General features: G+C 70.1%; 23 protein-coding genes, 1 tRNA gene and 1 pseudogene. 11 read left to right on the plus strand and 14 right to left on the minus strand.

Annotated elements, in window-relative coordinates:
• Positions 1 to 462 precede the first annotated feature (462 nt).
• Complete coding sequence (locus WME75_RS21880) at positions 463 to 678, minus strand: hypothetical protein (protein ID WP_437494080.1); 216 nt, start codon at positions 676 to 678, stop codon at positions 463 to 465.
• 806 nt (positions 679 to 1,484) lie between these two features.
• Between WME75_RS21880 and WME75_RS21885 the strand changes: the two genes are divergently transcribed.
• Positions 1,485 to 1,886 (plus strand): DUF6968 family protein, encoded by a 402-nt coding sequence (locus tag WME75_RS21885; protein WP_437494083.1) that lies wholly within the window; start codon positions 1,485 to 1,487, stop codon positions 1,884 to 1,886.
• A 76-nt stretch (positions 1,887 to 1,962) separates the two neighbouring features.
• Here WME75_RS21885 and WME75_RS21890 read toward each other — a convergent pair whose 3' ends face one another.
• Positions 1,963 to 2,364, minus strand: coding sequence for a hypothetical protein (locus WME75_RS21890; protein ID WP_437494086.1), 402 nt, complete (start codon positions 2,362 to 2,364; stop codon positions 1,963 to 1,965).
• Between the two features lie 283 nt (positions 2,365 to 2,647).
• On the opposite strand from WME75_RS21890, the gene WME75_RS21895 reads away from it, so the two are divergent.
• A complete protein-coding gene (locus WME75_RS21895) occupies positions 2,648 to 2,881 on the plus strand; it encodes a hypothetical protein (RefSeq protein ID WP_437494089.1) in 234 nt (77 codons plus the stop codon).
• A 277-nt stretch (positions 2,882 to 3,158) separates the two neighbouring features.
• On the plus strand, positions 3,159 to 3,395 hold the full coding sequence (locus WME75_RS21900; RefSeq protein WP_437494092.1) for a hypothetical protein: 237 nt from the start codon (positions 3,159 to 3,161) through the stop codon (positions 3,393 to 3,395).
• Between the two features lie 249 nt (positions 3,396 to 3,644).
• On the opposite strand, the gene WME75_RS21905 is transcribed toward WME75_RS21900, so the two are convergent.
• The 5 genes from WME75_RS21905 to WME75_RS21925 all read right to left on the minus strand — a co-directional run bounded on the left by WME75_RS21905 (position 3,645) and on the right by WME75_RS21925 (position 7,657).
• Entirely contained in the window at positions 3,645 to 4,136 is a 492-nt protein-coding gene (locus tag WME75_RS21905; RefSeq protein WP_437494095.1) for a restriction endonuclease, read from the minus strand.
• Positions 4,137 to 4,234: 98 nt separating this feature from the next.
• Complete coding sequence (tnpC, locus tag WME75_RS21910; protein WP_437494098.1) at positions 4,235 to 6,124, minus strand: IS66 family transposase; 1,890 nt, start codon at positions 6,122 to 6,124, stop codon at positions 4,235 to 4,237.
• 50 nt (positions 6,125 to 6,174) lie between these two features.
• Positions 6,175 to 6,531 (minus strand): IS66 family insertion sequence element accessory protein TnpB, encoded by a 357-nt coding sequence (gene tnpB / locus WME75_RS21915; RefSeq protein WP_437494101.1) that lies wholly within the window; start codon positions 6,529 to 6,531, stop codon positions 6,175 to 6,177.
• On the minus strand, positions 6,528 to 6,839 hold the full coding sequence (gene tnpA, locus WME75_RS21920) for an IS66 family insertion sequence element accessory protein TnpA (protein WP_437494104.1): 312 nt from the start codon (positions 6,837 to 6,839) through the stop codon (positions 6,528 to 6,530). The genes tnpB and tnpA overlap by 4 nt, the downstream gene beginning before the upstream one ends.
• Before the next feature lie 8 nt (positions 6,840 to 6,847).
• Positions 6,848 to 7,657, minus strand: coding sequence for a hypothetical protein (locus WME75_RS21925; RefSeq protein WP_437494106.1), 810 nt, complete (start codon positions 7,655 to 7,657; stop codon positions 6,848 to 6,850).
• A 290-nt stretch (positions 7,658 to 7,947) separates the two neighbouring features.
• On the opposite strand from WME75_RS21925, the pseudogene WME75_RS21930 reads away from it, so the two are divergent.
• Positions 7,948 to 8,712 (plus strand): annotated as a pseudogene (locus WME75_RS21930) (tyrosine-type recombinase/integrase); the annotation flags it as partial.
• 188 nt (positions 8,713 to 8,900) lie between these two features.
• Here WME75_RS21930 and WME75_RS21935 read toward each other — a convergent pair.
• Together WME75_RS21935 and WME75_RS21940 are read right to left on the minus strand one after the other, a co-directional pair.
• Positions 8,901 to 8,975: transfer RNA gene (locus WME75_RS21935), tRNA-Glu, on the minus strand.
• 188 nt (positions 8,976 to 9,163) lie between these two features.
• The gene (locus WME75_RS21940) at positions 9,164 to 9,550 is read right to left on the minus strand and encodes a hypothetical protein (RefSeq protein ID WP_437494109.1); all 387 of its coding nucleotides are present in this window, start codon (positions 9,548 to 9,550) and stop codon (positions 9,164 to 9,166) included.
• 100 nt (positions 9,551 to 9,650) lie between these two features.
• Between WME75_RS21940 and WME75_RS21945 the strand changes: the two genes are divergently transcribed.
• The 3 genes from WME75_RS21945 (at position 9,651) to WME75_RS21955 (ending at position 14,719) form a co-directional block, all read left to right on the plus strand.
• Positions 9,651 to 11,729: a TonB-dependent receptor plug domain-containing protein gene (locus WME75_RS21945; protein ID WP_437494112.1), complete on the plus strand. Its 2,079-nt coding sequence runs from the start codon at positions 9,651 to 9,653 to the stop codon at positions 11,727 to 11,729.
• Complete coding sequence (locus WME75_RS21950) at positions 11,726 to 12,793, plus strand: HmuY family protein (RefSeq protein ID WP_437494115.1); 1,068 nt, start codon at positions 11,726 to 11,728, stop codon at positions 12,791 to 12,793. Before WME75_RS21945 ends, WME75_RS21950 begins: the two co-directional genes overlap by 4 nt.
• Before the next feature lie 240 nt (positions 12,794 to 13,033).
• Entirely contained in the window at positions 13,034 to 14,719 is a 1,686-nt protein-coding gene (locus tag WME75_RS21955) for a hypothetical protein (RefSeq protein WP_437494118.1), read from the plus strand.
• 57 nt (positions 14,720 to 14,776) lie between these two features.
• Here WME75_RS21955 and WME75_RS21960 read toward each other — a convergent pair whose 3' ends face one another.
• The 5 genes from WME75_RS21960 to WME75_RS21980 all read right to left on the minus strand — a co-directional run bounded on the left by WME75_RS21960 (position 14,777) and on the right by WME75_RS21980 (position 20,187).
• Positions 14,777 to 15,892, minus strand: a complete 1,116-nt coding sequence (locus WME75_RS21960) for a glycosyltransferase family 4 protein (RefSeq protein WP_437494120.1) — start codon at positions 15,890 to 15,892, stop codon at positions 14,777 to 14,779.
• A 4-nt stretch (positions 15,893 to 15,896) separates the two neighbouring features.
• A complete protein-coding gene (locus tag WME75_RS21965) occupies positions 15,897 to 16,913 on the minus strand; it encodes an NAD-dependent epimerase/dehydratase family protein (protein WP_437494123.1) in 1,017 nt (338 codons plus the stop codon).
• A gap of 95 nt (positions 16,914 to 17,008) precedes the next feature.
• Positions 17,009 to 18,226: a glycosyltransferase family 4 protein gene (locus tag WME75_RS21970; protein ID WP_437494125.1), complete on the minus strand. Its 1,218-nt coding sequence runs from the start codon at positions 18,224 to 18,226 to the stop codon at positions 17,009 to 17,011.
• 148 nt (positions 18,227 to 18,374) lie between these two features.
• On the minus strand, positions 18,375 to 19,199 hold the full coding sequence (locus WME75_RS21975; protein ID WP_437494128.1) for a CBS domain-containing protein: 825 nt from the start codon (positions 19,197 to 19,199) through the stop codon (positions 18,375 to 18,377).
• 556 nt (positions 19,200 to 19,755) lie between these two features.
• On the minus strand, positions 19,756 to 20,187 hold the full coding sequence (locus tag WME75_RS21980) for a hypothetical protein (RefSeq protein ID WP_437494131.1): 432 nt from the start codon (positions 20,185 to 20,187) through the stop codon (positions 19,756 to 19,758).
• A gap of 673 nt (positions 20,188 to 20,860) precedes the next feature.
• On the opposite strand from WME75_RS21980, the gene WME75_RS21985 reads away from it, so the two are divergent.
• The 4 genes from WME75_RS21985 (at position 20,861) to WME75_RS22000 (ending at position 25,470) form a co-directional block, all read left to right on the plus strand.
• Complete coding sequence (locus WME75_RS21985; protein ID WP_437494134.1) at positions 20,861 to 21,685, plus strand: N-acetyltransferase family protein; 825 nt, start codon at positions 20,861 to 20,863, stop codon at positions 21,683 to 21,685.
• Positions 21,686 to 21,734: 49 nt separating this feature from the next.
• Positions 21,735 to 23,141: an FAD-binding oxidoreductase gene (locus WME75_RS21990; protein WP_437494136.1), complete on the plus strand. Its 1,407-nt coding sequence runs from the start codon at positions 21,735 to 21,737 to the stop codon at positions 23,139 to 23,141.
• A 128-nt stretch (positions 23,142 to 23,269) separates the two neighbouring features.
• Positions 23,270 to 24,142 (plus strand): alpha/beta fold hydrolase, encoded by an 873-nt coding sequence (locus tag WME75_RS21995; RefSeq protein ID WP_437494139.1) that lies wholly within the window; start codon positions 23,270 to 23,272, stop codon positions 24,140 to 24,142.
• A gap of 104 nt (positions 24,143 to 24,246) precedes the next feature.
• A complete protein-coding gene (locus WME75_RS22000; protein ID WP_437494141.1) occupies positions 24,247 to 25,470 on the plus strand; it encodes an MFS transporter in 1,224 nt (407 codons plus the stop codon).
• The last annotated feature ends 26 nt before the right edge of the window (positions 25,471 to 25,496 follow it).

Here is a 25,496-nt window from a genome sequence, read left to right on the forward strand (position 1 = left end):
CCGCCCGCCGCATCGCGGAGCCGCTGTAGTGGGCGGCAGATGGCGAAATCAGGTGGGTTGATCACGAAGCCGAGCGACTCTTCGACGAGATCATCGACACGCTCGACACCGTTGGTGGAAGGCTCAATTTCAATGACGCGCTGCTCGTTGTCTTCAGCGCGAGGGCTTGATCGACGAAACTGCGTCCTTCGAGCACGGCTTTGACACCATGGCGGAGTTCCGGCGGCTCGGATGACGAGAGCCGGCGCCGATCTCGTCCGCATACGGCGATAGGTCAAAGGCCTGTGCTCAGCGTGCGTCCCGCGGACACGGGTCCTGAACGAGACCGACTATCGCGTGACGTGCCGGCGCGATACTCACCTCGTTCACCCGAAGCTCTCTGCCCAAGCGCGATGGGCGTGGGACAGACACAGGCAACTACTTGATATCACTTAATTTTTGGTGTCCCCAGCGGGTCCCTCCTCATCCTGCCCCTGGAAGAGATCTCGATCCTGGCCGCGTAGCCCCCTGCCATCCGAGTTTGTCGAGGATCGAAGCCGTCAGGGCCGAGGCGTCGGGCCCCTTTGGAGTCACGGGCTGCTCGACCTTCTCGATCGAATCGATGTCGAGGATCAGCGCCTTGGCCTGCTTCAGGGCCTCAAGACGACTGAATTCCGGCCCTGCGTTGACCAGTCCCACTGGTGAGTTCGAGCAGGGTTTCGAGGCGTTCCTTGGCCGATTTGCCGGAGAGATCGATCTGCTTGGTGGTGAGGGGGGCGCGCCTCGTCCGCTGGACGGGGACCTCGTCTTCCTCGCCTGGATAGCTGCTGATCGGGACGACGGGGGCACCCGGCATGCATTGATTCTTGTGGTTCCACACGAGCATGTGGTCGGAAATGCCGAATTTCCGAGCAGTACGCCGGAGGGAAAGCTCGTTCGTTCGGAGAATCCGCTCGATCTCCGCACGAGCTTCATGTCTGCAAACTGCACAAGCCATCGTACGTCTGGAAGTATGACGTACGAAATCGAACAAACAATCAATTACGGCTTTCCTACATCAAGATTTCACGCTGAAGAGACGAGAAGAATGGCGTCGAACAGCCTGGCAGGCTCGTCCTTGACGTGACCAGGGGCCGGGCTCCACGTGCTCTTCGGGGGAAGCACATGAGACGCCTGCTGTGCGTGCTGGGTCTGCTGGGAGCTGCGGGGATGGCGGCGACGATGGGATGTGGAGCATCGCCAGAGGTGGACGAACCTGAAGCGGCCAGCGGCGAGGTCGAACTGCCTGACTCCCTGGACGAGTGCAACCGGGCATGTCGGAACGGACAGCAGGCGATGGAGCAATTCTGCTCCCAGCTGCCACCGGATCCTCGCTTGAGGGCCGGTTGCTGGGCGGCAGCGAAGGGTAGCTTGGTCGCGTGCCTCGGCTGGTGTTACTGGCACTACGGTACGTGAAGAGGACGTCCGCTTGACACCCTGCGGGAAGGGGCCGCAAGGTGCGTCCTATGCAGGACGACACCCCACTCGAACCCATCGCAGAACGCCGCCTCTCGGTCGTAGGCGAGCCCGGCCGGATGGTGATCGTCACCATCGGCAAGCCCATGCGGAAGCCGTCCGGCGACTGGGCGTGCCCGGTCGATATTCAGGGACTTCAGGAGGCGGTGCGAGATTCGGCCTACGGCGTGGACGCCGTGCAAGCTCTACAGCTCGCCTTCGAGGGAGCTCGTCAGACCCTCAAGAGGTCTGGGCTTCCCGTCACCTGGTGCGACGGAGAGCCCGGAGAGACGGGATTCCCCATCGCCGTGCCGTACATCTTTGGACGCACCTTCGAGGACAGGATGGAGCGGCTGATCGAGGATGAGATCGAGAAGGCCGTGGAGGCGAAGAAGAAGGGGGCGCCCGGCTGAAGCCGCCTCCCGGCGCACCATGCTCCGAGAGGGGGCGTGACCGCGGGTGTCTCGATCGCCTGGTCTGAGGACGGGGCTACACCGGGTCGTCCTCGTCCGGGGAAGCGAGCAGGTGGGCCATGAGGCCCGACCTCAGCGCCCGGACGAGCAGGGGCGCGTGGACGTCCTCATCGTCGACCCAGTAGCCGGAAGGCCCGAGTTCGACGAACGCGAGGAGGCCGATCCCGATGTAGTGCCGAGCCATCCGGTCAACCTGCCAGTTTCGCCTCCGTGCCCGCTCGCGGAGGCGTCTGCGATCGGCCGGGCTGAGCTGGTGGAGGATCCTCTTGAGCCGGTGCGGGGTCAGCCGCTCGGCGTCGACCAGCTCGGTGGCCGCGGCCGAGAGGGCGTCCCTGATCATCTCCTCGCGAGACGCGGGGGTCAGGTCAATCCAGTCGGACTCGAGGCTGTCGTCATCGATGTCATTCGGGGTGGGCATGGCCACCTCCTTCCTTGGATAAGGTTTCTGGGACTCACGAGGCTGGGGCCTCGTAGGTCCACGAACATCCAGAGGTAGGAGACGGGCATGATCCCTTCGTACACCGATCCCCAAAGCCGGGCGGCATCGTTGTGGATGGTGATTCGACGAAGCATCGAGGAGTTCGCCGGGTGCTGTTGATCGGCTCGGGGTTCGATCTGTAGGAGGCGCTTCTATGGGGTCGGGTTCTCATGCCCCGTCTACAGAGCGAGGGGCCCGCCGATCAACATGGCGGGCGAAGATTTTGATCTTCCAGCCCTCGAACGGCTCCGACATCGAGGAGATGGAGAAGCAGACCCGGAAGCTCCGGACCGAGATCAGCCGCCTCGGGGAGGCGATCGTGGCCACCTCTGAGCCCCCGCACGCCCTGGTCGCCATGATGGGGGAGCGAGAGCGGAACCTGGCCATCGTCGAAGCCAAGGTCGCTGCCCTCAAGACGGCCCCCTCGGTATCTCGACCTGGAGGTCCGTCGCCTTGAGAAGGAAGCCCGTCAGCGTCTTGCAGACCTCCGGGGCCTGGTTCGACGTCACCCCGAGGAAGGCCGGAAGCTCCTGGAGGCTCTCCTGGCCGGTCCGCTGACCTTCACGCCCACGGAGACCACCGAGGGCCGCCGCTTCACGATCACCGGGAAGGCGGGCCTCCTCGGAGGCGGTATGAACTGCGTCCCCAGCGGGATTCGAACCCTGGAAGTGCGTCGAGATCCGCAGGGATCACGTAGGCTTCCGCATGCTGGCGGCGAGGGGAAGGTGCAGACCGTGGCGGCTAAGTGCGCGAAACCTCGTGAGCCGGACGAATCGCGGACGAAACCGGAGGACCCGCGGACGGTGCTGCTCGGCCAGCTCGCGGAAGGCATGAGGGCCGCGCTCGCCGCGGGCGACGTCGAGGCCGCGCGCATCGCCCACGAGACCATCGGCCGCCTGCTCGGCGCGCCGGGCGCGGACACGGGCGGCGTCATCGACCTCGCCGCCGAGCGCAGCCGGCGCGGTGGTTAGCGTGGGCGCTTATGTCGAGGCGGCGCGCATCGCCACGCTGATGATCGTGATCGGGCGGCAGTTCCGCGCACCAGGTGCTGCCGCGGACACCGGAATTGACCTCATGTCAATGCATAGCCGGCGGGCGGCTAGCCGAGGACGTCAGCGGCATTGCGGGTCTGCTGAGCGGTCAGATTCTGTGCAGTCCTCTCCCGTTCTCGTCTTGCCCCCAACGGCCGGCCGCGCTTGTATGTGGCGCATCGGCGCATTCTAATCCGTGTCTCCTAGCAACTGATCTCGCGGGCCGACGGCTCTGGACCATGCGCCGAAGCGCACCTCATCGTGCTTCCGAAGCAGCATCGCTAAAGTCGATTCGGTTCCGTCGCAGATGCGTTGAAGATCGCTCGCTGTGACCACGGCCACCACAATGCCGTCCTGATGGTATGCGCGGTGAATCATGAAGCGACCGTTCTCACCTCCGCCGTCCTCGGCGTCGCCGCTGATGCCCTCTCGAGCAAACAACACCCCGAACCTCACACGGCCGTACCGGACGCGATTGGCAAAGTACGCGATCTCGTGCGTCCCAACGGTGTTCTTCCAATTCTTGCACTCCACGAGAAAGTACCTTCCCAAGATGTCAAGTGCTGGCGAGACGTGCCGACTGAGGTTGCGGATGACGAGGTCGTTCTCGAAGTCGGAGGTTTCCGACTTGCGCACAGGGAAGCAGCCCACAATGTGGGATAATAGGTAGGCGGCGAGCATCTCAAGCGCATCACCTTGAACTGTAAGCGCTGCATGAAGCGCCGTCGGCCCCAACCTCGGCCAACCGGTGCAAGATGGGGGCGATGGAGCCGGCTCGGTCAGCTCGTGGCGCGCTGCTCTTCCGTGGGAAGAGGAGGAGGCACGGTGATCGGCCCGAGGGCGGGCTTCATCTCGTCGTCGGCGAGCCTGGCGCGGGTGCGCGCCCAGTACCTGGGGGCGAGCTCGAGGTAGCGCTCCCGCGGCCAGTAGGGCATCACGCGGAGGACGTCGGCCAGGTAGGCCTCGGGGTCGAGACCGTGCAGCTTGCAGCTGGCCACGAGCGAGAAGAGGTTGGCCGCGGCAGAGGCGTGGTCGTCGCTGCCGAAGAAGAGCCAGGACTTTCGCGCAACCGCAATGGATCGCAGCGCTCGCTCGCTGGCGTTGTTCTCCAGGCGCAGCCGACCGTCGTCGAGGAAGCGCCGCAGCGGCTGCTCTTGGTTGAGGGCGTAGCCGAGCGCGGTGGAGACCAGGCCGCGCTCGCGGGGACGAGCGTGCTCGGCCCTGGCCCAGGCAAAGAACGCATCCACCAGAGGGCGGACGACGGCATCGCGACGCACCTTGCGCTGCGCGGGTGCAAGATCCGCGAGCGCGCGATCGGCGGCAAAGAGGGCGTTGATGCGACGCAGCCCATCGACACCGAGCTCGTGCTTGCAGACCGCCGCCTCCCAGAAGTTGGTACGGCAATGCGACCAGCATCCGACTTCGGTCGGGGGCGGGCCGCGCTCGCCGTCAGCGGCACCGCCCCGCGGCGGTGTGCCGCGGAAGAGAGCGTCATAGATGGCGTGGGCGTCCGCCTGAATGTACCGCGAGAAGCCGCGGAACATCTCGCAGACCGCAGCGCTGGTATGCTTGGGCTGGTACTCGAAGAAGACGTGATCCTTGTCCGCGAGGACGACGAAGAAGTGTCCTTTGCGGCACGGCCCGGGCTTCTTGTCCTTGCGCTCCTGGATGGGCCCAGGCTGGATGGAGACTCCAGTGGCATCCGTGGAGAGGCAGAAGGCGGTCTCGAAGGCCTCTTTGCGCGCGGCCTCGACGATGGCGCCCAGGGTCGCGCCCGCGTCTTCGGCGTAACGGCACATCGTGCCGCGATCGAGCGACGCCCCCTGAAGCTCCAGCTGCTGCTCCAGTCGATAGAACGGGACACCGAGCAGGTACTTGCTGGTGAGGATGTGCGCAATGATGGACGGCGCGAGAAACGACCGCCGGAACAGCTCCTTCGGAAGCGGCGTCGTGATGAAGACCGTGCAGGTCTCTCCCGGCGCCGGCGGCGGCCTGTCGAGCGCTGTGGAGCAAGCGCTCGACTCGCCGACCGCTGCCGTGTCCTTCGGGCTGACGCTCGCAGCGGGCGTCGGCGTCGGGACTTCTTTCGCGACGACCTGGAGCGGGGCAGCTTCCCCCTCGCCCGAGCTGCTCGCATCCGTGACGGGCCTCTCGGCCTTGTACACGACGCGCGCGAGCACGATGCGGCGCATTCCGCCGCGCTCGTAGCCGAGCCGCGAGGTCTCTTCGACCCCGATGCGCGTGGCCGTCGCATCGAGCTCAGGACAGGAGAGCTCGATGCGGACGACGGGCAGGTCCGACTCGGACAGGTCGCGACGGCCCTTGCCGCCGGACCTTCGTTTCGGCCCCTTGGGGTCGTCGTGCTGCCGCTCTTCGCCGCTCTTGCGCTCAGCGGCGTCGAGCGCCTTCTGGAGGCGCTGGACCTCGAGGAACATCGAGTCGAACGCCAGCTGCTCCGCGCTCACCTCGGCGCGCTCCGCCTTGGCCACGAACAGTCGACGTCGCAGCAGCTGCAGCTGCTCGAGCGCACGGGTGTAGGCGCGCCGAAGCTGCGCGAGCGCATCGCGCGCTCCTACGAGCTCGCTCTTTGCCGCGGCGAGCTCCGCTTCGAGCTGCGCGATGCGCTGCTGCTCGGCCGAGAGCGTCGGCTTGTCGGCGGCGTCGTGCACGACGCCGCTCTACGTAAGCCGAGCGTCCTTGTCGAGCGAATTTATGCGGCTCAGTGAACCCGGCGCGGCGCGCGCCTTCGAGGCGGGGACGTAGGCGTGATCTCGATGCCGTCGAGCAGCGTCTCGAGCGTCGCGTCGTCTACCTCGACGTGCGTCGCGCCCTCGGTCGGCGGGTCGGGAAGCGCGAATGCCCCGCGATCAAGGCGTTTCGAAAACAGGCAGATTCCGCTGCCATCGAAGAAGAGAATCTTGATCGTGGTCCGCCGCTTGCCGACAAACGCGAACAGCGCTCCGCAGCGCGCCTCGTACCCCACGCGCTCACGGATGAGACCCGAAAGCCGCTCGAAGCCGTAGCGCATGTCCACCGGCTCCAGCGCGACGAACACCTGCACGCCCGCCGGAATCATCGCGCCGCTCCGCCGAGGGCGCGGACCACCTCCGCCAGCAGCGCGGGGTCGAACCCCGCGGCGACGCGCACCCGCGCGCCGCCGACCTCGACGACGAGTTCCGGAGCGCTGCTCGTCACGGCGGGCGCCTTCGGCACCAGGCGCAGAAAGCGCGGGGGCTCGGCCCGCGACAGCCGGCTCGACCAGCCGTGCAGCGTCGATGTCGCAAATCCGCGACTTCGTGCGAACTCCTCCGCCGTTTCACCGCTCTCGCGCCACGCGCGAACGCGCTCGGCCCACACCGCTTCTGTCGCCTTCGTCCTTGTCATGCTCGCCATCATGAACTGGACGGCGCCGCTGGGGGGAGACGGCGCTTCGCGCAGCGCTTACCTTGAACTTTCGTGTTCGGCCGTGGTGCAGGAAGGCTGTTGACGAGCTGTTGCAGTAGCCACGGATCAGGCTGATGTTCCGAGTCCATCGACACGTCAGACTGTCTGAGGTCACGACTCAAGTACCACCGCGTGAGCAGATACTCGGCGTGTGCGCGAAAATCGGACTGAGCTACTCTCTCGTTCTGCACTAACGCGGCCAACTCATCTAGGGCGGAAGGCGTCTCCCCCATGTTCTCAAGGAGCACGGTCCGCGCTACACCCTTATGGTTTGCGCGCGCATCCTCCGTAGCGGCGATGTGAAGCCAGCGCCGCGCCACAGCAGCGTTATTGCGTTCAAGTTCCAAGGAGGCTGTAATGTATGCCGCAACGCCCCGATTCTTGGACGAGGTCCCCTGCTCGCGATCGTGTTTGACCAGGTGGCGGTACCATCGACGAGCTAGCGCTGCCGCCGTTCCCGGCGTCTGTCGCATTTCCTTCAGCAGCCAGAGCCAAGGTTTGCTGGAGGCGTCGGTCGCTGGATCGTTCGAGCCCCCTAAGACGGTCTCGCCGGCAATGACATCCGCTGCCGCCGCCACATTCTCGGAGAAGCTCTCCCGAGACAACCAATTCATTGATAAGAGTCGAAGATAGAGAGCAAGCAGGTTGGGGGGAATCTCCCTGCGGAACTTCTCTTGGTCTGGCTCTTCAAACTTGTCGAACACCTCTTTGAGGGGCGGGTCAAGCGCGGCTATCGCCTTTTCGAAGTCGTCGTTCATTTGTTGCCTCGTGTTGCTTTAGTCGTCGGTCACGATTTTGTGGCGGAACCGATGAAGAACGTCTCGAGCCTGTGGGACTAGTGTTCGACTTGATCAGGCTAATGTAATGCGCGCAGTGATGTTAGCGGACGACGGCAAGCGACTTGGAGACCTGGGCGGCATAGATGCCCCACGTCATCGAATGTGAGACCGAGTCGCCTGCAATAACGGCCTCGCGTAGGGTCTACCGTCAACGAGACGACCGTCGCGTTGTCAGAAAGTCGGACCGTGCGATTCAGTCATCGCCGAGCATGGGTATCGACTGCTCTTCTCGTGATGACCACGTAAGCTTGCCGGGCAAGCAAAGTGCCGCCCGTGGGTGTTGGAAGCACCCCGGGCGGAGTGGCCGAACCCCGCACGAACGAGGTCCGACATGTCCGTTGTATCCCTACGCCCCTCGAGGGGCCAAGGAACCGATCTGCCTTCAGGATGGGCCCGTCGCCCGTCCGCTTCCCCTTCCGCAGACGGGCCCGCCGGCCTGCGGCTCCCCCTTGAGGATTTTACAGGAGGCGCAGGTGAAGCGCCCGCGGAAGGGGGCTCGCCGCCTCCCCTCGGAGTTCCTTGCTGTGGTCTCGTGCGACCGCGTGCCGATCCGCTGGCGCCAGCTGTTCGCGCTCTCGGTCTACACCTACACGCGTGCCGCTGAGCTCGAAGCGCTCGAATGGGAAGACGTCGACATCGATCGGCGCCTCATCCACATCCACCGGGCGATCGATCGCTCCGAGACGGGCGAGGTGAAAGAGACGAAGACGAACAGGCCGCGCCGCATTCCCATCAAGCCCACGCTGCTCCCCCTGCTCCTGGCGATGCAAGGGAAGACACCCCGGGGCCGCGTGATCAACATGCCGCCCGGCTGCGATCTCTCGGTGCGCTTGCGGCAATACCTCGGGTGGGCCGGTATCGAGCGCGCCGAGCTGTTCGCCAACGACGCCACCCGCAAACAGCTCACCTTCCACGATCTCCGCGCGACCGGCATCACGTGGATGGCCCTCCGCGGCGACGAGCCGATCAAGATCATGCGCCGCGCCGGCCACGAGGACATCGCGACCACCATGGGCTACGTGCGCGAGGCCGAGAACCTCATGCACCCCGTGGGCGAGCCCTTCCCGCCGCTCCCTGCCGCGCGCCTGGTTTCGCCCGATGAATCGTCCGAGGGACCGGCCACCTGGGGCCTACTGCGCGGAAATGCTTACGGAAAGCGGAGCGTCCCCAGCGGGATTCGAACCCGCGTAGCAGCCTTGAAAGGGCTGAGTCCTGGGCCGGGCTAGACGATGGGGACCGGCGATGCGGCGCGGGAAGCTACCGTCCGTCGTCGAGCAATGCAAGCCCAACTCGCATCGCCCGTTCCGTCCGGTCCCGTCTCCCCGGAAAGCCCGCGGCGCGAGCCGGCCGCTCGGCGGCTCGTCGCGGCGGGCTTCCCGGGGGAAGGCGCCGGTCCTCGTGGGCCCGCTGCCCGCTGCGGCGGGGTCAACCGGAGTGAGCCGGCGTCCACGCCGGAGCGTCGCTCGCGGGGAACGACTCCTCCACGGCCTCGTCGACCTTCTGTTCCGTCTCCTCGTCCGCCGTGGCCTCGTGGCCCTCCACGGGGTCCCCCGGGACGTGCCTGTGTTGCCCGCTCCCGGCCTTCCGCTCCTGCGAGGGCGCGTCGGCGGCGCTCCTGGACGTCTCGGCCCCTCGTTCCTCCGATCCCTTCTCGTTCGTCTCCATGCGCACCTCCTCGGGCTGTTCCGGCGTCTCCAGACCACCTGGAGCCGTCGAGGCGCACCGCAAGGGGGCCAACCGGGCGCCGGTGAGCTCGGCAGGGCTCGACGCAACCGCGAACCGCTGGACGACCGCGCTGAATCGGGCGACCATCCGAGCCGCGCCACCCACCTTGCGCCACACAGGCAGACCTCTTCCCCATGCTTCCGCTGCTGCCCCTCGGGCCTGCCGTTCCGACGTCCCAGGGAGGACCGTGCATCGCCCTCGGCGCCTGACGCGCCCCGCGCTGCTCGCCTTCTGCCTCTTCCCGGCGCTCCTCTCGGCCGCCCCTTCGCGCCCTGCGCTCGCGCAGCTTCCGCCCGCGCCGCCCTCTCCCCGCTCCCCCGCCCCCGCCCCCGCCCCCGCCCCCTCCCCCGCCCCGCCTCCCCTCGAGGTCGTCGTCACCGGCACCCGCACCCCCGAGAGCAGCCAGCGCGCCACCGTGCGCACGCGCGTCGTCACCCGCGAGGAGGCCGAGCGCCGCGGCGCCACGAACGTCGGCGAGGCGCTCGACGGCGAGCTCGGCGTCCAGGTCAACCCGAGCGCCTATGGCTCCCTCGGCAACCCGAGCGCCATCCAGATCCAGGGCTTCGACCTCGACCGCGTCCTCGTCCTCGAGGACGGCGAGCGCGTCATCGGCGACAGCGGCGGCGCCATCGACCTCTCCTCCCTCCCGCTCAGCGACGTCTCCCGCATCGAGCTCGTCACCGGACCGACGAGCTCGCTCTACGGCGCGAGCGCCATCGGCGGCGTCGTCAACGTCCTCTCCGCTCCCCCGGCCCACCCGGGCTTCAGCGGACGCGGCCGCATCGAGGGCCGCAGCCGCGCCGGGCTCCTCGTCCAGGGGTCCGGCGCCTACCGCGGCGAGCACGCCTGGGCCAGCGCCGACGCCTCGTTCCAGCGGGAGGACAGCCTCTCCCTCCTCGACGACAGCGCCGCCACCACCCTGCCCGAACGCGCACAGCACCTCGTCGGCCTGCGCGCCGGCGCCGACCTCGGCCGCGGCATCGACGTGCGCCTCCGCGCGCGGTGGATCCACGACGAGCAGGACGGCATCGAGCAGCCGCCGCAGCTGCCAGGCCTCCCCGTCTACCTCTACGACCTCCCCGAGGTCACCGACCGCGTCACCCTCCACCTCACCGAGACGCTCGACCTCGGCGGCGGCTCCAACCTGCGCCTCGCCGCCGGCCGCCAGTGGGCCTTCCGGACGAGCGGACGCGACCTGCGCGGCTCGCCCTTCGCGGAGACGCGCGACCGCACAGGCACCCTGCAGAGCTACGAGGCCATCGCCACCGTCGCCCAGGGACAGCTCACCTGGGTCGCCGGCGCGCGCGCCGAGGTCGAGTCGCTCACCCAGGAGCGCGATCGCACCGAGGTCTCCACCTCGGGCATCTCCGAGAGCGCCATCGATGAGGTGCCCCACACCGAGCTCGGCAGCGCCGCGCTCTACGGCCAGCTCGCGTGGAAGCTCTCAGGCCGACTCACCCTCATGCCCGGCGTCCGCGGCGAGTACTGGCCGCGCTACGGCGGCGTCATCGCCCCGCGCCTCGCGCTCGCCTACCGGCCCGCGCCGTCGCTCACCCTGCGCATCTCCGGCGGCCGAGGGTTCCGCACGCCCAGCGCGAAAGAGCTCGGCTTCTCGTTCGATCACTCGGGCCTCGGCTACATCCTCGAGGGCAATCCGGAGCTCGCCCCGGAGACGTCCTGGGGCGCGAACGGCGATGTCACATGGATCCCCAGGGAAGGCCTGACGGTGCGCGCCGGCGCCTTCGCGAACTGGGTCGACGACCTGATCGACATCAACCCGAGACCCATCCGCTCCTCCGGCGGCGTCGACACGTATACCTACAAGAACGTCGCCAAGGCGCGGACCGCAGGCGTCGAGCTCTCGGCGACGTTCCAGGCGGCGTCGTGGCTCCGCGCCGAGGCCGGCTACGCCTACCTCTGGACGCGCAACAACGACACGGCCAACCCCGGGCAGCCGCTCTCGGGCAAGCCGCCGCACACAGCGCAGGCGGCCCTCCGCGCCGGCCTGCCCCTCCAGATCGAGCTCGTCACCCGGCTGCGGACGATCTCCAGCGCGTTCGTCGAGGAGGGCCTGCGCGCGCCCGGCTTCACCACGCTCGACGCGCGCCTCGCGCGGCCGCTCTGGCCTTCATCGCAGGCCTACGTCGGCGTCAGAAACCTCCTTGGCGCGCAGAAGGATCCTGACCGCCGCGGAGATCACCGGCCCCTCGAGGGGCGCACCGTTTACCTCGGCGTCGTCGCCGGGCTACCGTGGGAGGACTCATGACAAGAGGGTCAATCGCCATAGCGCTTCTCCTGCTCGCACCGGCGTGCAGCAGCGGGGACGAGCAGCCCCCCGGGGACGGCACGCTCCTCGAGGTCGAGGTGCCGGCCTCCGGCCGCGTCTTCCTCCAGCTCGCCACGCCGGAGGTCGTCGTCCCGGCCGGCGACGCCGCGGCGTCCACCGACTGGGACCTCGCGTTCTCGGGGTACGACGTCCTCACCAACAGCGGCCTCAGCGGCCCCGGGGATGGCGGAGCGCTGCCGATCAGCCTGGAGGACTACCGAGCAGGCCAGCTGCCGAGCACCCCCTTCCTGCTCCAGGACGAGGCCGGCGGCGCCTTCACGCGCTGGTACGCCTACGACGGCCAGACGCACGTCGCCTTCAGCCGCTATCACATCCAGGCGATCGAGCACGAAGGGCGGTACTGGAAGCTCCAGATCCTCTCCTTCTACGGCGAGGTGGACGGGGCGCCGGTCACGGGGCTCTACCAGCTCCGCTATGCCGAGGTGTTCCCCGACGGCTCCGGCCCGACGGTCGACATCAAGGATCTCGACGCGACCGCGGGCGGCATCGAGCAGGTTGACACCGCGCCGAGCGCTTGCCTCGACCTCGCCGGCAACCAGCAGCTGAGGCTCACGCCGGAAGAGGCGCGCGCGTCGACGGCGTGGCACATCTGCTTCCGCCGGTCGCTCGTCAGCGTCAACGGCGAGCTCGGCGGCCCCGGGACCGCGCGCGGCGCCGATCTCCAGGAACAGGAGGAGCGCTCCGAGGCGCTCGCCGAGGTCAAGGCGCGGACCGCCGAGTCGGAGGAAGCGCGGTTCAACGCCGCCGACCACGCCGCCCTCACCGATCCCGCGGTCGCGTACCGCGGCGACCACATCGCCACGGCCTTCACGGGGCGATGGCTCGATCCCGGGTCGAGCCCCCCCGCCCCGGCCAAGGACGCCGCATGGCTCGTCCAGAGCGCAGACGGCCAGTCGCGCTTCGTCGCCGTGATCGAGCGCTTCGAAGGCGCGACCGACGTTTCCCCAGGACGGGTGATAATGCGCGTCAAGCAAGTGGAATGACCTCCAAGCCCGCGATCTTGCGCCGCGGGACGTCAAGAGGGTGCGCGGCGCGTGACATCGCGCCAGGACCCAAGCATACTGCGCGCGCGGTAAGGGACGCCCTTACCCACGATAAGGAGTACGCTTATGTCAGAGTCGCTTGCACCCGCATCGAGCGCCAGAGGTCCGTTTCGCGAGAATGGGACGCTGGACGATGAGCGCGGGGCAACGCGGGCGCGCCGTCGGGGCCTGCTCCCCGCGGTGGCGCTCGCCGCGGGGGCCGCGCTGGCCGCAGGCGCCTGCGGCGGCAGGGTGGTGGTCGACGGGTTCGAGCCCACCGACGGCACCGGCGGCTCCGGAGCGACCCCGAGCTCCGCCACGCCAGGCTCATCGGGCGTCGGCCAAGGAGGCGACATCGGTGAGGGCGGCGCGCCGCCGATTCCGCCCCTCGTGAAGCAGGAGTTCGTCGAACTCGTCGCCGGGGAGTCCGTCGCGGTGGTGGTCCCGCCCGGCACCCTCGGCATCACGGCCGTCGCTCAGCTCATGACCTCGCCGCCGAGCTGGGAGCCGATCGGGATCAAGAGCATCACTGGACCTGACGGCAGGATGCTGGTGACGGACTACTCGATTCCCGGCACCATGGCCCTCTTTTACAACCAAGGGATCGGCACGGCGGCCGTGCCCCAGACTGGCACGGCTGCAACCGTGCCACTTGTGCCAGGCACCTACTGGATCGCGACCGGCGACGGCAGCTCCGGCCCCCTGGCGGCGCCGGCGCGCCTCTCGGTGTGGCGCCGTCAGACGCTCGACGGGCGCTTTCACGGCGGGAAGATCGACATCAACGCCTTCATCGCCGGAAACGCGATCTCCGAGGAGTACATGCAGCGCGCGCTGCTCGCCGCCTACAGGGGGTTCGTGGGGCTCGACGTGGGCAGCATCACCGTCCATCACATCGGGTCGGAGTGGGCGAGCGTCGACGAGGAGCGCCTCCCCGGCGTGCTCGAGCAGACGGCCGGCGCCCTCGGCAGGCCGGCGCTCAACGTGATCGCGGTGTCGGAGTTCCACGGGCGGCTCGCGGGCGCGGCCGGCGCGACGCCCGCCGCACCCGCGGTCGCGGTCGAGCACGGGACCCACCTCAGCGGGATCGTCGTCACGCTCTTCGAGGACCCCGGGGTCGACACAATCATCCTGCGCCACGAGCTCGGCCATTTCGCCGGGCTGTTCCACACCACCGAGTTCTACGCCGGCTTCGCCGATCCGCTGGACGACACCTCGCAGTGCGACGACGTGCTCTCGCAGCTCGAGGGCTGCCCCGATTACGACAACATCATGTTTCCGACGGGGGGCGACCTCTCGAGCACGATGACGCCGCAGCAGACGACGATCGTGCAGGCGAGCGCGCTCTACCGGGGGATCGTCGAGGACGGCGGCGGCGCGGCGGCTCCGCTCCCGGCCGGCCCGGGTACGCCGGCGAGCGGAGCGCCCGTGGCGCCGCCGGCCCCGAGCGGGGACGCGCGGGCCGCGGCGCCCGACCGCCGCGCCTGGGGGGCGGCGCTCCCGCCGCGCGCCGCGATCCTGCTCGGGGGGCACTTCTGCGGGCACAGCGCGGCCGGGGGCGCGGGCTTCTTCGCGCGGCTCGGCGCGGCCGGCGGCGCCGACGCCGGCCAGCTGCTCGCGGTCGGCCGCGATGAAGGCGCGCCGGTGCACGCCAGGGCGCGCGCCCTCGCGGCGGCCGGCCGTTCCGCCGCGGCCTCGGCGCCCTCCGCGCGCGTGGTCGCGGAGCTCCAGGCCATCGCCGCGGACCCGCGCCAGCCGCGGCAGACGCGGCTCGGCGCGATCCAGGGGGTCGCCTCCGCGTCGCCCGCCGCCGCCCGCGCGCTCGCCGCGCGCCTGCTCGCCGATCCCGATGAGGTGGTCGAGCGGACGGCGATCCGCGCGGCGCGGTGATCAGCGGTCACGCGACCCGCGCCGGGGGCCGCGAAGAGCGCGAAATCATGGAACTTCTCACCGCGCAGCCGACGTGAGCTGCGCATAGAGCGCGGCGTACTCCGCCATGACCGTCCGCGTCGCGTAACGGCGCTCGGCGCGCCGACGCGCGGCCTCGCCGAGCTGCGTCCTGAGCGAGGGGTCGTCGCGCAAGGAGCGAAGCACATCCCGCAACGCGGCCTCGTCCCTCGGGGCCACCGTGAGGGCCGCGCGGCCGTCTTCGCCCTCGATGACGTCGGGCACGGCGCCGACCGGCGTGACGACGCAGGGCAGGCCGCTGGCCATGGCCTCGAGCAGCACGTTGGGCAGGCCCTCGCCGTGGCTCGGTAAACAGAAGATGTCCGCGCCGCGGTAGGCCGCGGGCATCGCGTCCTCCGGCAGCTCGCCGAGCAGGTCCAGGCGGCCCTGCCGCGCGAGCTCCCCGAGCGCCTCGTCCAGGCGACGAGCGTGGCCCGCGGCGCTCCCGGCCGCGCGGGGCCCCGCGAGCACGAGGGTCAGGCCCTCGACCGCCAGCACGGCCCGCGTGAGCTCGAGGACGCCCTTCTGCGGGGTGACGAGGCCCGCGAAGAGCACCCGCAGCGGCCCCCCGGGCGAGCGCGGCGCGGCGGCGGGGCGGAAGCCCTCGGTGTCGACCGGGTTCGGGATCCGGACGACGCGGCCGCCCGGGACCAGGCCCTGCACGTAATGCCGCAGCTCTTCCGAGAGCGTGACGACGGCGGCGGCGCGGCCGAGCACGGCTCGCACCGCCTGCCGGGCGGGCCACGCAAGGGCGCGATGCCAGGCGATGATCTGCGACGAGAAATGCAGGTGGAGCATGGCCGGCACACCCGCGCGACGGCACAGCTCCACCGCGAGGCCGTCGCGGGCGGTCGCCCAGAACAGCGTGGTGCACAGGTGTACGACGTCCGGCCGGCGTCGCGCGAGCAGCCGGTGGAGCTCGGAGAGCGCCTCGCCTGCGCGGACCACGCGCGCAGGGCGAAGCTTGCTCGTCGGGTCGATGGCGGCGCTGCGGGGCGAGGTGTCGATGACGTCCGCCTCGATGCCCGCCGCCGGCGCCGCGTCGAGGTAGGTCCGCACCCACCGCGTGAGCCCGCCGGCGGGCGGCGGGAGGGGGCCCCAGAGCGCGACGCGCATGGCCCTAGAACCGCGCCTCGGCGGCGATCTGGGCCCAGTGCTCGCGGAACCACGTCACGGTGATCGCGAGCCCCTCGTGCAGGCCCATCCGCGCGTCGAAGCCGAGGACGCGCCGGGCCTTTTCGGTGGCCGCGAGGCGACGGCGCTGCGTGTCCCACGCGCGGCGCTCGACGAGCTGGATGCCGGCGCGGTTGCCCGTCATTTCATTGATGGCGCGCGCGAGGTCGAGGATGGTCGTCTCGCTGCCGGACGCCAGGTTGAACGCCTCGCCCGAGGCGCCGGCCGTGGTGCCAGCCCGGAGCAGCCCGTCGACGATGTCGCCCACGTACGTGAACGAGCGGGTCTCTTCTCCCGTGCCGGTGATCGGCAGCGGCTCGCCCCGCAACGCCCAGCAGATGAAGTTGGGGATCACGTTGCGGTAGCGGCCAGGGACCTCGCCCGGACCATACGAGTTGAAGAGGCGGACCCGCACGGTGCTCATCCCTGCCTGCCCCGTGAAATAATTGCAATAGAGCTCGCCGAGCAGCTTGGTGGCCTGGTAAGGCGTATGCACGTCGAGCGAGACGTAGTCCTCCGGGACGGGCCGCGGCGGATCGCTGCCATAGACCGCGCAGCCGGACGAAGCGAAGACGACGCGCTGGGCCCCGCTCCGCCGCGCGTGGCGCAGCACCCGCAGCGTGCCGAGGCCGTTGACCTCGAGATCGCGCTCCGGGTTGTCCACCGAGTTCTGGTTCGCGAACAGCGCGGCGAGGTGGAAGACGTGAGAGGGCTTGTCCCGGAAGGCCTCCGCGAGCACGTCGTCGTCGACGACGCTCCCCTCCACGAAGCGCACGTCGCTCCGTGCCCCGATGGACCACCGGGGCGAGGAGGAGAAGTCCTCCACGACGATCACCTCCGCGCCCGCGTCGGCCAGGGCCACGGTGAGGGAGCTGCCTATCGCGCCCGCGCCCCCGGTCACGACGACCCGCCTGCCCTTGTAATTCTGCCTGATGCCCGACATGTCCTCTGTCGCCTCGCGCATGGAATCCTCCTCATCGCAACGCGCCGGTGCGTTGCGTTCTGCCGTTGCCCAGCCCCGCGCCGGCGCATTCGCGCGCCGGCGCGCTCATGACACGCTCATTGCGCCGCGCGCGCGAAGACCTCCTCGTAGCGAGTCACGAGCGCGTCGCGCGTGAACGAGCGAAGGAAATAGCGGCGCCCGGCCTCCCCCATCGCGCGCCGCGCCTCGGGCGTCATGTCGCGCAGCCGCCGCACCGCGCCCGCGAGCGCCGCAGGATCCTCGGGATCGCAGACGAGGCCCGCCCCGCTGTCCCGGACCAGATCCGCCGAAGCTCCGCCCGCCCCGACGAGCACCGCCCGGCCCGCGGCCATGTAGGCCGGGATCTTCGAAGGGATCGTGATGTCGAAGCGCGGATCCCGCCGCAGGTGCGAGAGCAGCACGTCGGCGAGCGCAAAGAGATGAGGCATGCGCTCGTGCGGCTGCTGGCCGATGAAGACGACGTTCGAGAGGGCGCGCGCCTCCGCCTCGCGCCGGAGCCTGGGCGCGTCGATCCCGTCTCCCACCATCACGAACCGCACGTCGTCGAGGTCCCGCAGCAGCGCCGCCGCGTCGAGCACGCTGGAGAGCGCCTGGGCGGCGCCCATGTTGCCCGCGAACAGGACCACGAACCGCCCTGTGAGCCCGTGCGCCGCTGCGAGCTGCGGATCGGGCTCCACCGGCTGGTAGATCCGGTCGTCCGCCCAGTTCGGTATCACGTGCACCTTGCCTTCAGGGACGCCTTTGCGCGAGAGCGCGCGCACGAGGCCTGGGCTGATCACGATGAGCGACGCGGCTCTCCGGTACAGGGCGCGGTTCACGCGGTCGATCCCGGCGAGCACGCGCGGGTTGTCGAGCATGCCTGAGGCGGCCGCGGTCTCGGGCCACAGGTCCTGGACCTCGTACACCCACGGGATCCCGCGGAGCGCGGCGAGCCAGGAGGCCGCGACCGCGAGGCTCGGCGCGGGATTGTGAACCCAGGCAACGTCGGCCCGCCCGGAGAGCGCGGGGCCGAGCACCGCGGTCGAGGCGGCGAAGCTCGCGTAATTGAGCGTCCGCCGCAGGCGCGACCGGCTGTGGTCGAGGTAGCTCGGGAGCCGTATCACCCGGGTGCCGCTCACGTGCTCCACGTCCCAGAGGCGCTGCCGGTACCCCGCGTAGAGGCGGCCGTGCGGGTAGTTCGGGAATGCGGTGATCGACGTCACCTCGTGCCCGCGCGCAGCCAGCGCCTCGGCGAGCAGATGCGCCCGCGATATCGGCTCCGGGTGATACGATTGAGATATAAGGAGGATCCTCACCGTGCGTCCTCCGATGCACGGATGCCTGCCGGCATTCATCCGGAGAACGCGGCGCGCCCTGGCTCATGAGCCCTCGGCCCCCGGAGCGCTCGCGCCTTCGGATTTTTGCACGCGTCAGCGCTCCCTGGCGCGCTTCTGAAGCGGCGAGCTAGCCGGCCTTGGCCCTCGCGGCCATGGAAATGAGGCCTGTCCCGGCGACGGCCCGCGCGAAGTCCAGGCCCGTCAGCACGCCGCGGAGCCGCCGCCCCTGCACCACGAGCACGCGCCGCGCCTGCGACGCGTGCGCGGCGGCTGCGGCCCGGTGGAGCGGCGTCCGGGCGTCGAGACAGACCATGGCAGGGCTCATCACGTCCTCGACCGGCGAGTCCGACAGCACGCCGTGCGCGAGCAGCGCCTCGGTCTGGGTGAACATCCCCACCGGCCAGCCGCCCGGGTCCACCACCACGAGCCCGCTCACCTGCGCCGTCGCTAGGCGGTCGGCGGCCAGCGCGAGCGGCGCTTCGAGCGGGATCGTGTACGCGGGGGCCGACATGAGCTCGGCGATCGGCGTCGCCTCCCGCGACTCGACGAGGGCCAGGAGGAGATCCTTCGTGCTGAAGACGCCGGTCAAGGTGGCGTCCTCGCGGACGAAGACGCGGTGGATGCGGTGCTTCAGCAGCACGCTCGCCGCCTGGACGACCAGCGTCGTGCGCCCGACCGTGATGATCCCGGGGCGCAGCACGTCACGCGCCGGGACGTCGGGCAAGGTGAACCGCATTCCGCGGCTGTTGGTCTTCGTCTCGAACTGGCCGAGCCGGAGCAGGTCGGTGCGTGACAGCACCCCTAGCGCGCGCGACGCCGCATCGACGATGGGTACGCAGGAAATTGCGTGCTCGCACAACGAGCGGTGGACCCCGGGCAGGAGGGTCGTGTCGGGCGCTGTGATGACTTCGCAGGTCATGTAACGCGAGACAGGTGTCGCAAAGCGCATCATGGGGAGGATTCCTCGAGGACGCCGGCGCGGGTCTCGGGCAGGCGGCGCGTGAGCGCGCAGCAGACGCGAGCAAGAAGCGATCCGTGACGCGGTAACGTGCGGCCGCGCCCGGTCGCCTCTGAGCGAAAGGCATGGCGCAGCGCCGCGCGCGGGCGCCGCAAGCGGGCGCACCGCCGACCGCGCCGGCGCAGGCGTCGCGCGTGGGCGCGCGATCTGCGCCGGGGGGTGTGCGACGAGCTGGGCAGTTCCGGGGCGATGAGCCCGAGGTCAGCGCGCCCAGCCGCCGATGTCGCAAAATGCATCACGTGAGGAGCCCTGGAATGTAGCCGCCGGGGCACGGCCGTAGCGGAACTGGAAAGCCCCCGGGGCGCCTGGCCGCCTGGAGCAGCGCGTTGACCGCGAGCTCCCGGCGGCCAGCGCCCCGGCGACTTGCCTCAGGCGACCCGCGGCTCAGACGCTGAGCGCAGCGCGGCTCCCTGTCGAGGTCTCGAGAGCGCGCCGCGCCATGGCGCGGGGCCGGAGCTCGCCTTCGCCTCGCAGCGCCGGCGCGGGGCGATTACCACCGGGGGCAGCCGCCGCCGTAGCCGCCACCGACGGGGCCGTAGCCGCCACCGCTGAAGCCGCCGCCGTAGCCGTAGCCGTAGCCGGAGCCATAGCCAGGGCCATAGCCGCTGCTAAACGACGGGCCGAAGCCGCCGGACAACGGTCCCCCCCAGGAGGGGCCGCCGAGAGAGCCCCCCCAGGAGGGGCTGCCGAAAGAGCCCCCCCAGGGGCTGAGACCGCCGCCCCTGTTCCAGGGGTTGCGCGGCCGGTTGTTCCACCGGTTGCCCCCCCAGCCGCAGCTCCGCGGGGTCCCATCACCGTACAGCGCCTGCGAGGTCTCCTCGACCTCCACGGCCTCGGCCTCGTCCATGTCGATCTCGTCGGCGCCCGCCTCGCCCGCCGCGCACCCGGTGGTCAGGGCGGCCATCGCCATCGCAACATGCATCCACCTGCTATTCAACAGCTCAACCATTTCTCCCCCTTCCACGACCCGCGACATCCGCGGGCCGTCAGGTCAGTCGGATTGAGCAGAGAGCAGCGCTCGTGCCCGAGAGCCGGTGTGCACAGGCTGCCGCCCGAGGGCGCGCGCAGCGGGCGGGAGGCAGCGACAAACCGACAATCCTAAACAGCGCACAACCTCGCAGTGGAGGAGCGTTCACCCGCGCTGGATCGCTGAGCAGATAAGGCGCTTCGAGGCGCGCGCAGCGCACAGCAGCTCGCCGCGGCCGGCGCCCTTGAACGACGCGACGACTCGCGCAAAACACGCCTTTCGCGAGCCGCCGGCTTCTCGGCGCAGGGCGCCTCCACGAGGCGTCTCCGACGATTCGAAGCCTCGCCACCGACACGAGCTGTCAACAGGCGACAACGCCATACCAGCACTCACCATCATCGGACGATCCGCGCCTCCCCGCGCGGCGCGCTCAGCCGAATTGCTCTGCGCTCATGTAGGCAAAGGTACTCAACAAGAGCGCTCCGGGCGTGTCGCGACGTGCGCACCAGAGCACCTGTCGGGCCGACTCCTCGGCGCGCGCCCGCTGGAGAAGCCCATGACATAACGCCCGCCGAACGTGTCGCCGAGAACGCGCGCCGCGCGGCGGCCCCGAAGGTAAGCTCGACCCATGCTTCGCCTCGTCGCGCGCCCTGCGCGCCCCTCCGATTATGACCACTTTGCTCGGCTCTTCGTGGAGCTCGGGATGGACCACCCGGTCCTGCCTCGCGACCGCTGGGAGAGCGCCCTGGCCAGGGACACCCTGTTCTTCGAGGCGGACGGCGAGGTGGTCGCCTATGCCTATGTCCAGCCGCTGCGCGGGGTCGGCTACGTGCGGCACGTCGTCGTCGCGCCGCCCCACCGCGGCCGCGGCGTCGGCGTCCAGGTCATGCGCGCCGTCGCCGCGCACCTCCTCGGCCGCGGCTGCACGCGCTGGTGCCTGAACGTGAAGCCGGACAACACCGCTGCCGTGCGGCTCTACCGGAGCGCCGGAATGGAGCACGTCTACGCCATGACCACGTTCCAGCTCGCCTGGGACGCCGCGGCGCGCCTCCCGCGCCCTGCCCGCCCGGTCATCGCCCGCCCGGTCGAGCCGCCCGACGACGCCGTCCTGGAGGCGTCGTTCGACCTGCTGCCCGGCCAGATCGCCGAGGCCCGCGGCCGGGGCGGCCTCGTGCTCCTCTGCCTCCTCGACCCCGCCGCGCCGGGCGCCGCACCGCTGGGGTTCGTCAGCTTCGACCCCTTGCTCCCCGGCGCGTTTCCCTTCCGCGTGGCCGCTCCCGAGCTCGCCGCTCCCCTGCTCGACGCCATCCGCCCCCACGCCCCGTGCGCCCCCGAGGCCCTCCTCGTCACGGTCGAGGACGACGACGCGCTCGCCGCCGCGCTGCGCGCGGTGGGCGCGACAGTGCAGCTGGTCGGCGCGCACTTTCGCGGCGAGATCCCGGAGCCCGGCTGAGCGCGAAGGCCGCTTGCCCTCGCAGCCACACCGCAGTACCGAGCCGGCCATGAGCCCACTTCCCGGCCTCCCCGGCGACTTCCTCGCGGCCGTCCAGCGCGAATTTCCCGCGGATTTCCTCTCCACGGACGCGGCTGACCTCGCGACGTTTGGCCGCGACTGGACCAAGGTCCACGAGCCCAGGCCCTCGGCCCTCGCGCTCCCGCGCTCGACCGACGAGGTCTCACGGCTGCTCCGCCTGTGCTCCGAGCACCGCGTCCCGGTGGTGCCCTCGGGCGGGCGCACGGGGCTCGCGGCCGGCGCCGTGGCGGCGAAGGGCGAGCTCGTCGTGTCGCTCGAGCGGATGCGCCGGATGGGCCCGGTCGACGTGCTCGGCGCGACCGTGCGCGTCGAGGCCGGCGCGGTGACCGAGGTGGTGCACCAGCACGTCGCGCCGCATGGCCTCACCTGGCCTGTCGACTTCGCCTCCAAGGGGTCGAGCCAGGTGGGCGGCAACATCGCGACCAACGCCGGCGGCGTGAAGGTCATCCGTTACGGACTCACGCGGCAGTGGGTGCTCGGGCTCACGGTCGTGACCCCGAGCGGCGCGGTGCTCGACCTGAACGGCGCGCTCGAGAAGAACAACACGGGGATCGACCTGCGCCAGCTCTTCATCGGCAGCGAGGGCACGCTCGGGATCATCACGGAGGCGACGCTCAAGCTCACGCGCGTGCCCGAGGGGCTCAACGTGTTCCTGTTCGCGGTGCCGGACCTCGCCGGCGTGCTCGCGCTGTTCCGCGAGGCCCGGATGGGGCCGTTCGTGGTGATGGCCTACGAGTTCTTCACGGAGAAGTGCCAGGCGCGCCTGCGCCGGCACCGGAACGTGCGCACGCCGCTCGCCGCGCCGTCGGACTACTACGTGCTCATCGAGGTCGAGCGCGGCGAGCCCGAGGCGCTCGACGCGTGGATCACCTCGCTGTTCGAGCGCGAGCTGGTCACCGACGGCACGCTCGCGCAGCACGCGACGCAGGCCGCCGAGCTCTGGACCCTCCGCGAGGGGATCAGCGAGAGCCTGTCGGCGACCGGGCTGCCGCACAAGAACGACGTGTCGCTCCCCATCCAGGAGCTCGAGGGCTTCTGCTCCGAGCTGGAGAGCCTCTTCGAGGCCCGCTATCCAGGGTGGGAGATCGCGCTCTTCGGTCACATCGGCGACGGCAACCTCCATATCAACGTGATGAAGCCCGACAGCCTCACCCGCGAGGAGTTCCTGCAGCGCACCCACGAGGCGGATCACGCGATCTTCACGCTCGTGAAGAAGTACCGCGGCAGCATCTCCGCCGAGCACGGCATCGGCCTGCTCAAGAAGGACTACCTCCCCTACTCGCGCTCGCCCGAAGAGCTCTCGATCATGCGATCGATCAAGCGGGCGCTCGATCCGCTGAACCTCATGAACCCGGGCAAGATCCTCGATGTCTGAGCGCGTCCCAGGCCCCCTCGGCCAGAGGCATCCGGCGCGACGCCGGTGGACGGGCATGTAGAAACCCAGCCATTCAGCGCGTGATCGGCCCCGGCGCGCCGGCGGCCGTCCTGCGAAAAGGAGAGACGATGACCCTCGACGAATCCAAGCTATCGCACCGGTTCACCGAACGGAGCGGCGTGCGCCTTCACTACGTCGAGGCGGGCGAGGGGCCGCTGGTCGTGCTCCTCCACGGCTTTCCCGAGCTCTGGTACTCGTGGCGCCACCAGATCCCCGCGCTCGTCGAGGCGGGTTACCGCGTGATCGCGCCGGACATGCGCGGCTACAACCTCTCGGACAAGCCCCGGGGCGTCGCGGCCTACGGGCTCGGCGAGCTGACCGCGGACGTCGCGGCGCTCATCGAAGCTTCGGGCGCGGAGCGCGCCGCGGCGGTGGTCGGCCACGACTGGGGCGCCGCCGTCGCCTGGACGTTCGCGGCGCGGTATCCCGCGCTCCTCGATCGGCTCGTCGTCCTCAACGGCGCTCGGCCCGAGCGGCTGCTCGCCGCGTTCCGCACGGCGCGGCAGCTCCGCAAGAGCTGGTACATGTTCTTCTTCCAGCTCCCGAAGCTCCCCGAGCTGCTCGCCCGCAGGAAGGACTACGCGTGGCTCCGCGCGGCGGTGAAGCATGAACCGCAGCGGCCGGGCGCGACGAGCGACGAGGAGCTCGCCCGTTATGTCGAGGCGTGGTCGCAGCCGGGCGCGCTCACGGCCACGATCAACTACTACCGCGCCGGCTTCCGCCCGAGCAACCTCCGCGGGCTGGCCAGGACGCCCCGCGTCGACGCCCCCGTGCTGGTGATCTGGGGCGAGCACGACCGCTTCCTCGGCCCCGAGCTCGCCGAGCCGGATCCGGAGGTGGTCCCGAACGCCCGTGTCGCCCGCGTCCCCGACGCGGGCCACTTCGTGCACTACGACCGGCCGGAGAGGGTCAATCAGCTCCTCCTCGAGTTCCTGCGGTGAAGCCCGCGGCAGCGCGGTCGCGCCGCGCCGTCGTCAAAGCGGCTTTTCGCCGCCACGGACCCGTTTGACACGGCGGTGCGGCCGATCGACCCTGCCGGGCGAACATGCTCCGCCGCATCCCTGATCGGAATATCTGGCTCGTCTACGGCGCGATCTTCCTCCTCGGCCTCGCTTACGGCATCGCCATCTCGCTCACGGCGGTCTTCCTGGACATGCGCGGGTTCACCAAGCGCGACATCGGGCTGCTCGCCTCGTGCTTCGCGCTCGGCATCGTCCTGCTCTCGCTGCCCATGGGCGCGCTCATCCGCCGGTTCTCGGCGAAGGCCACGCTGGTGAGCTCGCTGGCCGGGTACGCGGCCGCGGTCGGCGTCTTCCCTTACCTGCCGGGCTTCGCCTCCATCGCGGCGGTCCGCTTCCTCGACGGCGCGTGCTCGGTCGGCATCTGGGTGAGCTGCGAGACGATCCTGCTCGCCCGGTCGGACAAGGACAACAAGGCGTTCATCACGAGCCTCTATGCGGTCGCGATGGCGCTCGGCTATGTCATCGGCCCGCTCTGCGCGAAGGGCATCGTCGCGCTCGCCTCGATGCCCGCGGCGTTCGTTGTCTCGTGCGTCATCGCGGCGCTCTCCGCGCTCCTCGTGCTCGCGCGCCTCGATCGCGACCCGAGGGACGCGCCGGCGCACGGGGAGGCCGGCGCGCCGGACGGCGGGGAGCCTCAGGCGACCTCTGCCTCGATCCTCTGGCGCATCAAGACCGCGTGCTTCGCGACCTTCGCCTATGGCTACTTCCAGGCCTCGGTCGTCCTGTTCCTCCCGCTGTACCTGATGGCGTCGAAGGGCGTCACGCTGGAGCAGACGATCCTCATCCCTGCCTACTTCGCGGTCGGGATGCTCGTCTTCACCAACGTCTTTGGCCGGATCGGCGATCGCCGCGGCCACCTGTTCCTCATGCGCGTGCTCGGCGCGATCGGCACGCTGATGATCCTCGGCTTCGTGTACCTGGATCGCTACGAGGCGATGTGCGCTGCGGTGCTCGTCGCCGGGGCGACGCTCGCGTCGATCTCGCCGCTCAGCCTCGCGCTCCAGGGCGTCGTCACCGCGCCGCGCGACTACAGCCGCGCGAACTCGCTCTACAACGTCTTCTACGCCGCCGGGATGCTCCTCGGCCCCCCGGTGTCGAGCGCCCTCTACGAGGCCTCGGGCGGCGTCGCGATGCTCTACCACCTGGCGGTGCTGTGGGCCGGGTTCGTCGTCTTCGCCCTCGTCTTCGCGGGGGACGACCCGGCGGCGCGGCGGCGCGAGCGGAGCCGGGTCGAGGCCGCCGCCTGAGGGCGAGCTCGGCGGGGCCCCGGCCC

This window comes from Sorangium sp. So ce1014, assembly GCF_051521505.1.
GTDB lineage: Bacteria > Myxococcota_A > Polyangia > Polyangiales > Polyangiaceae > Sorangium.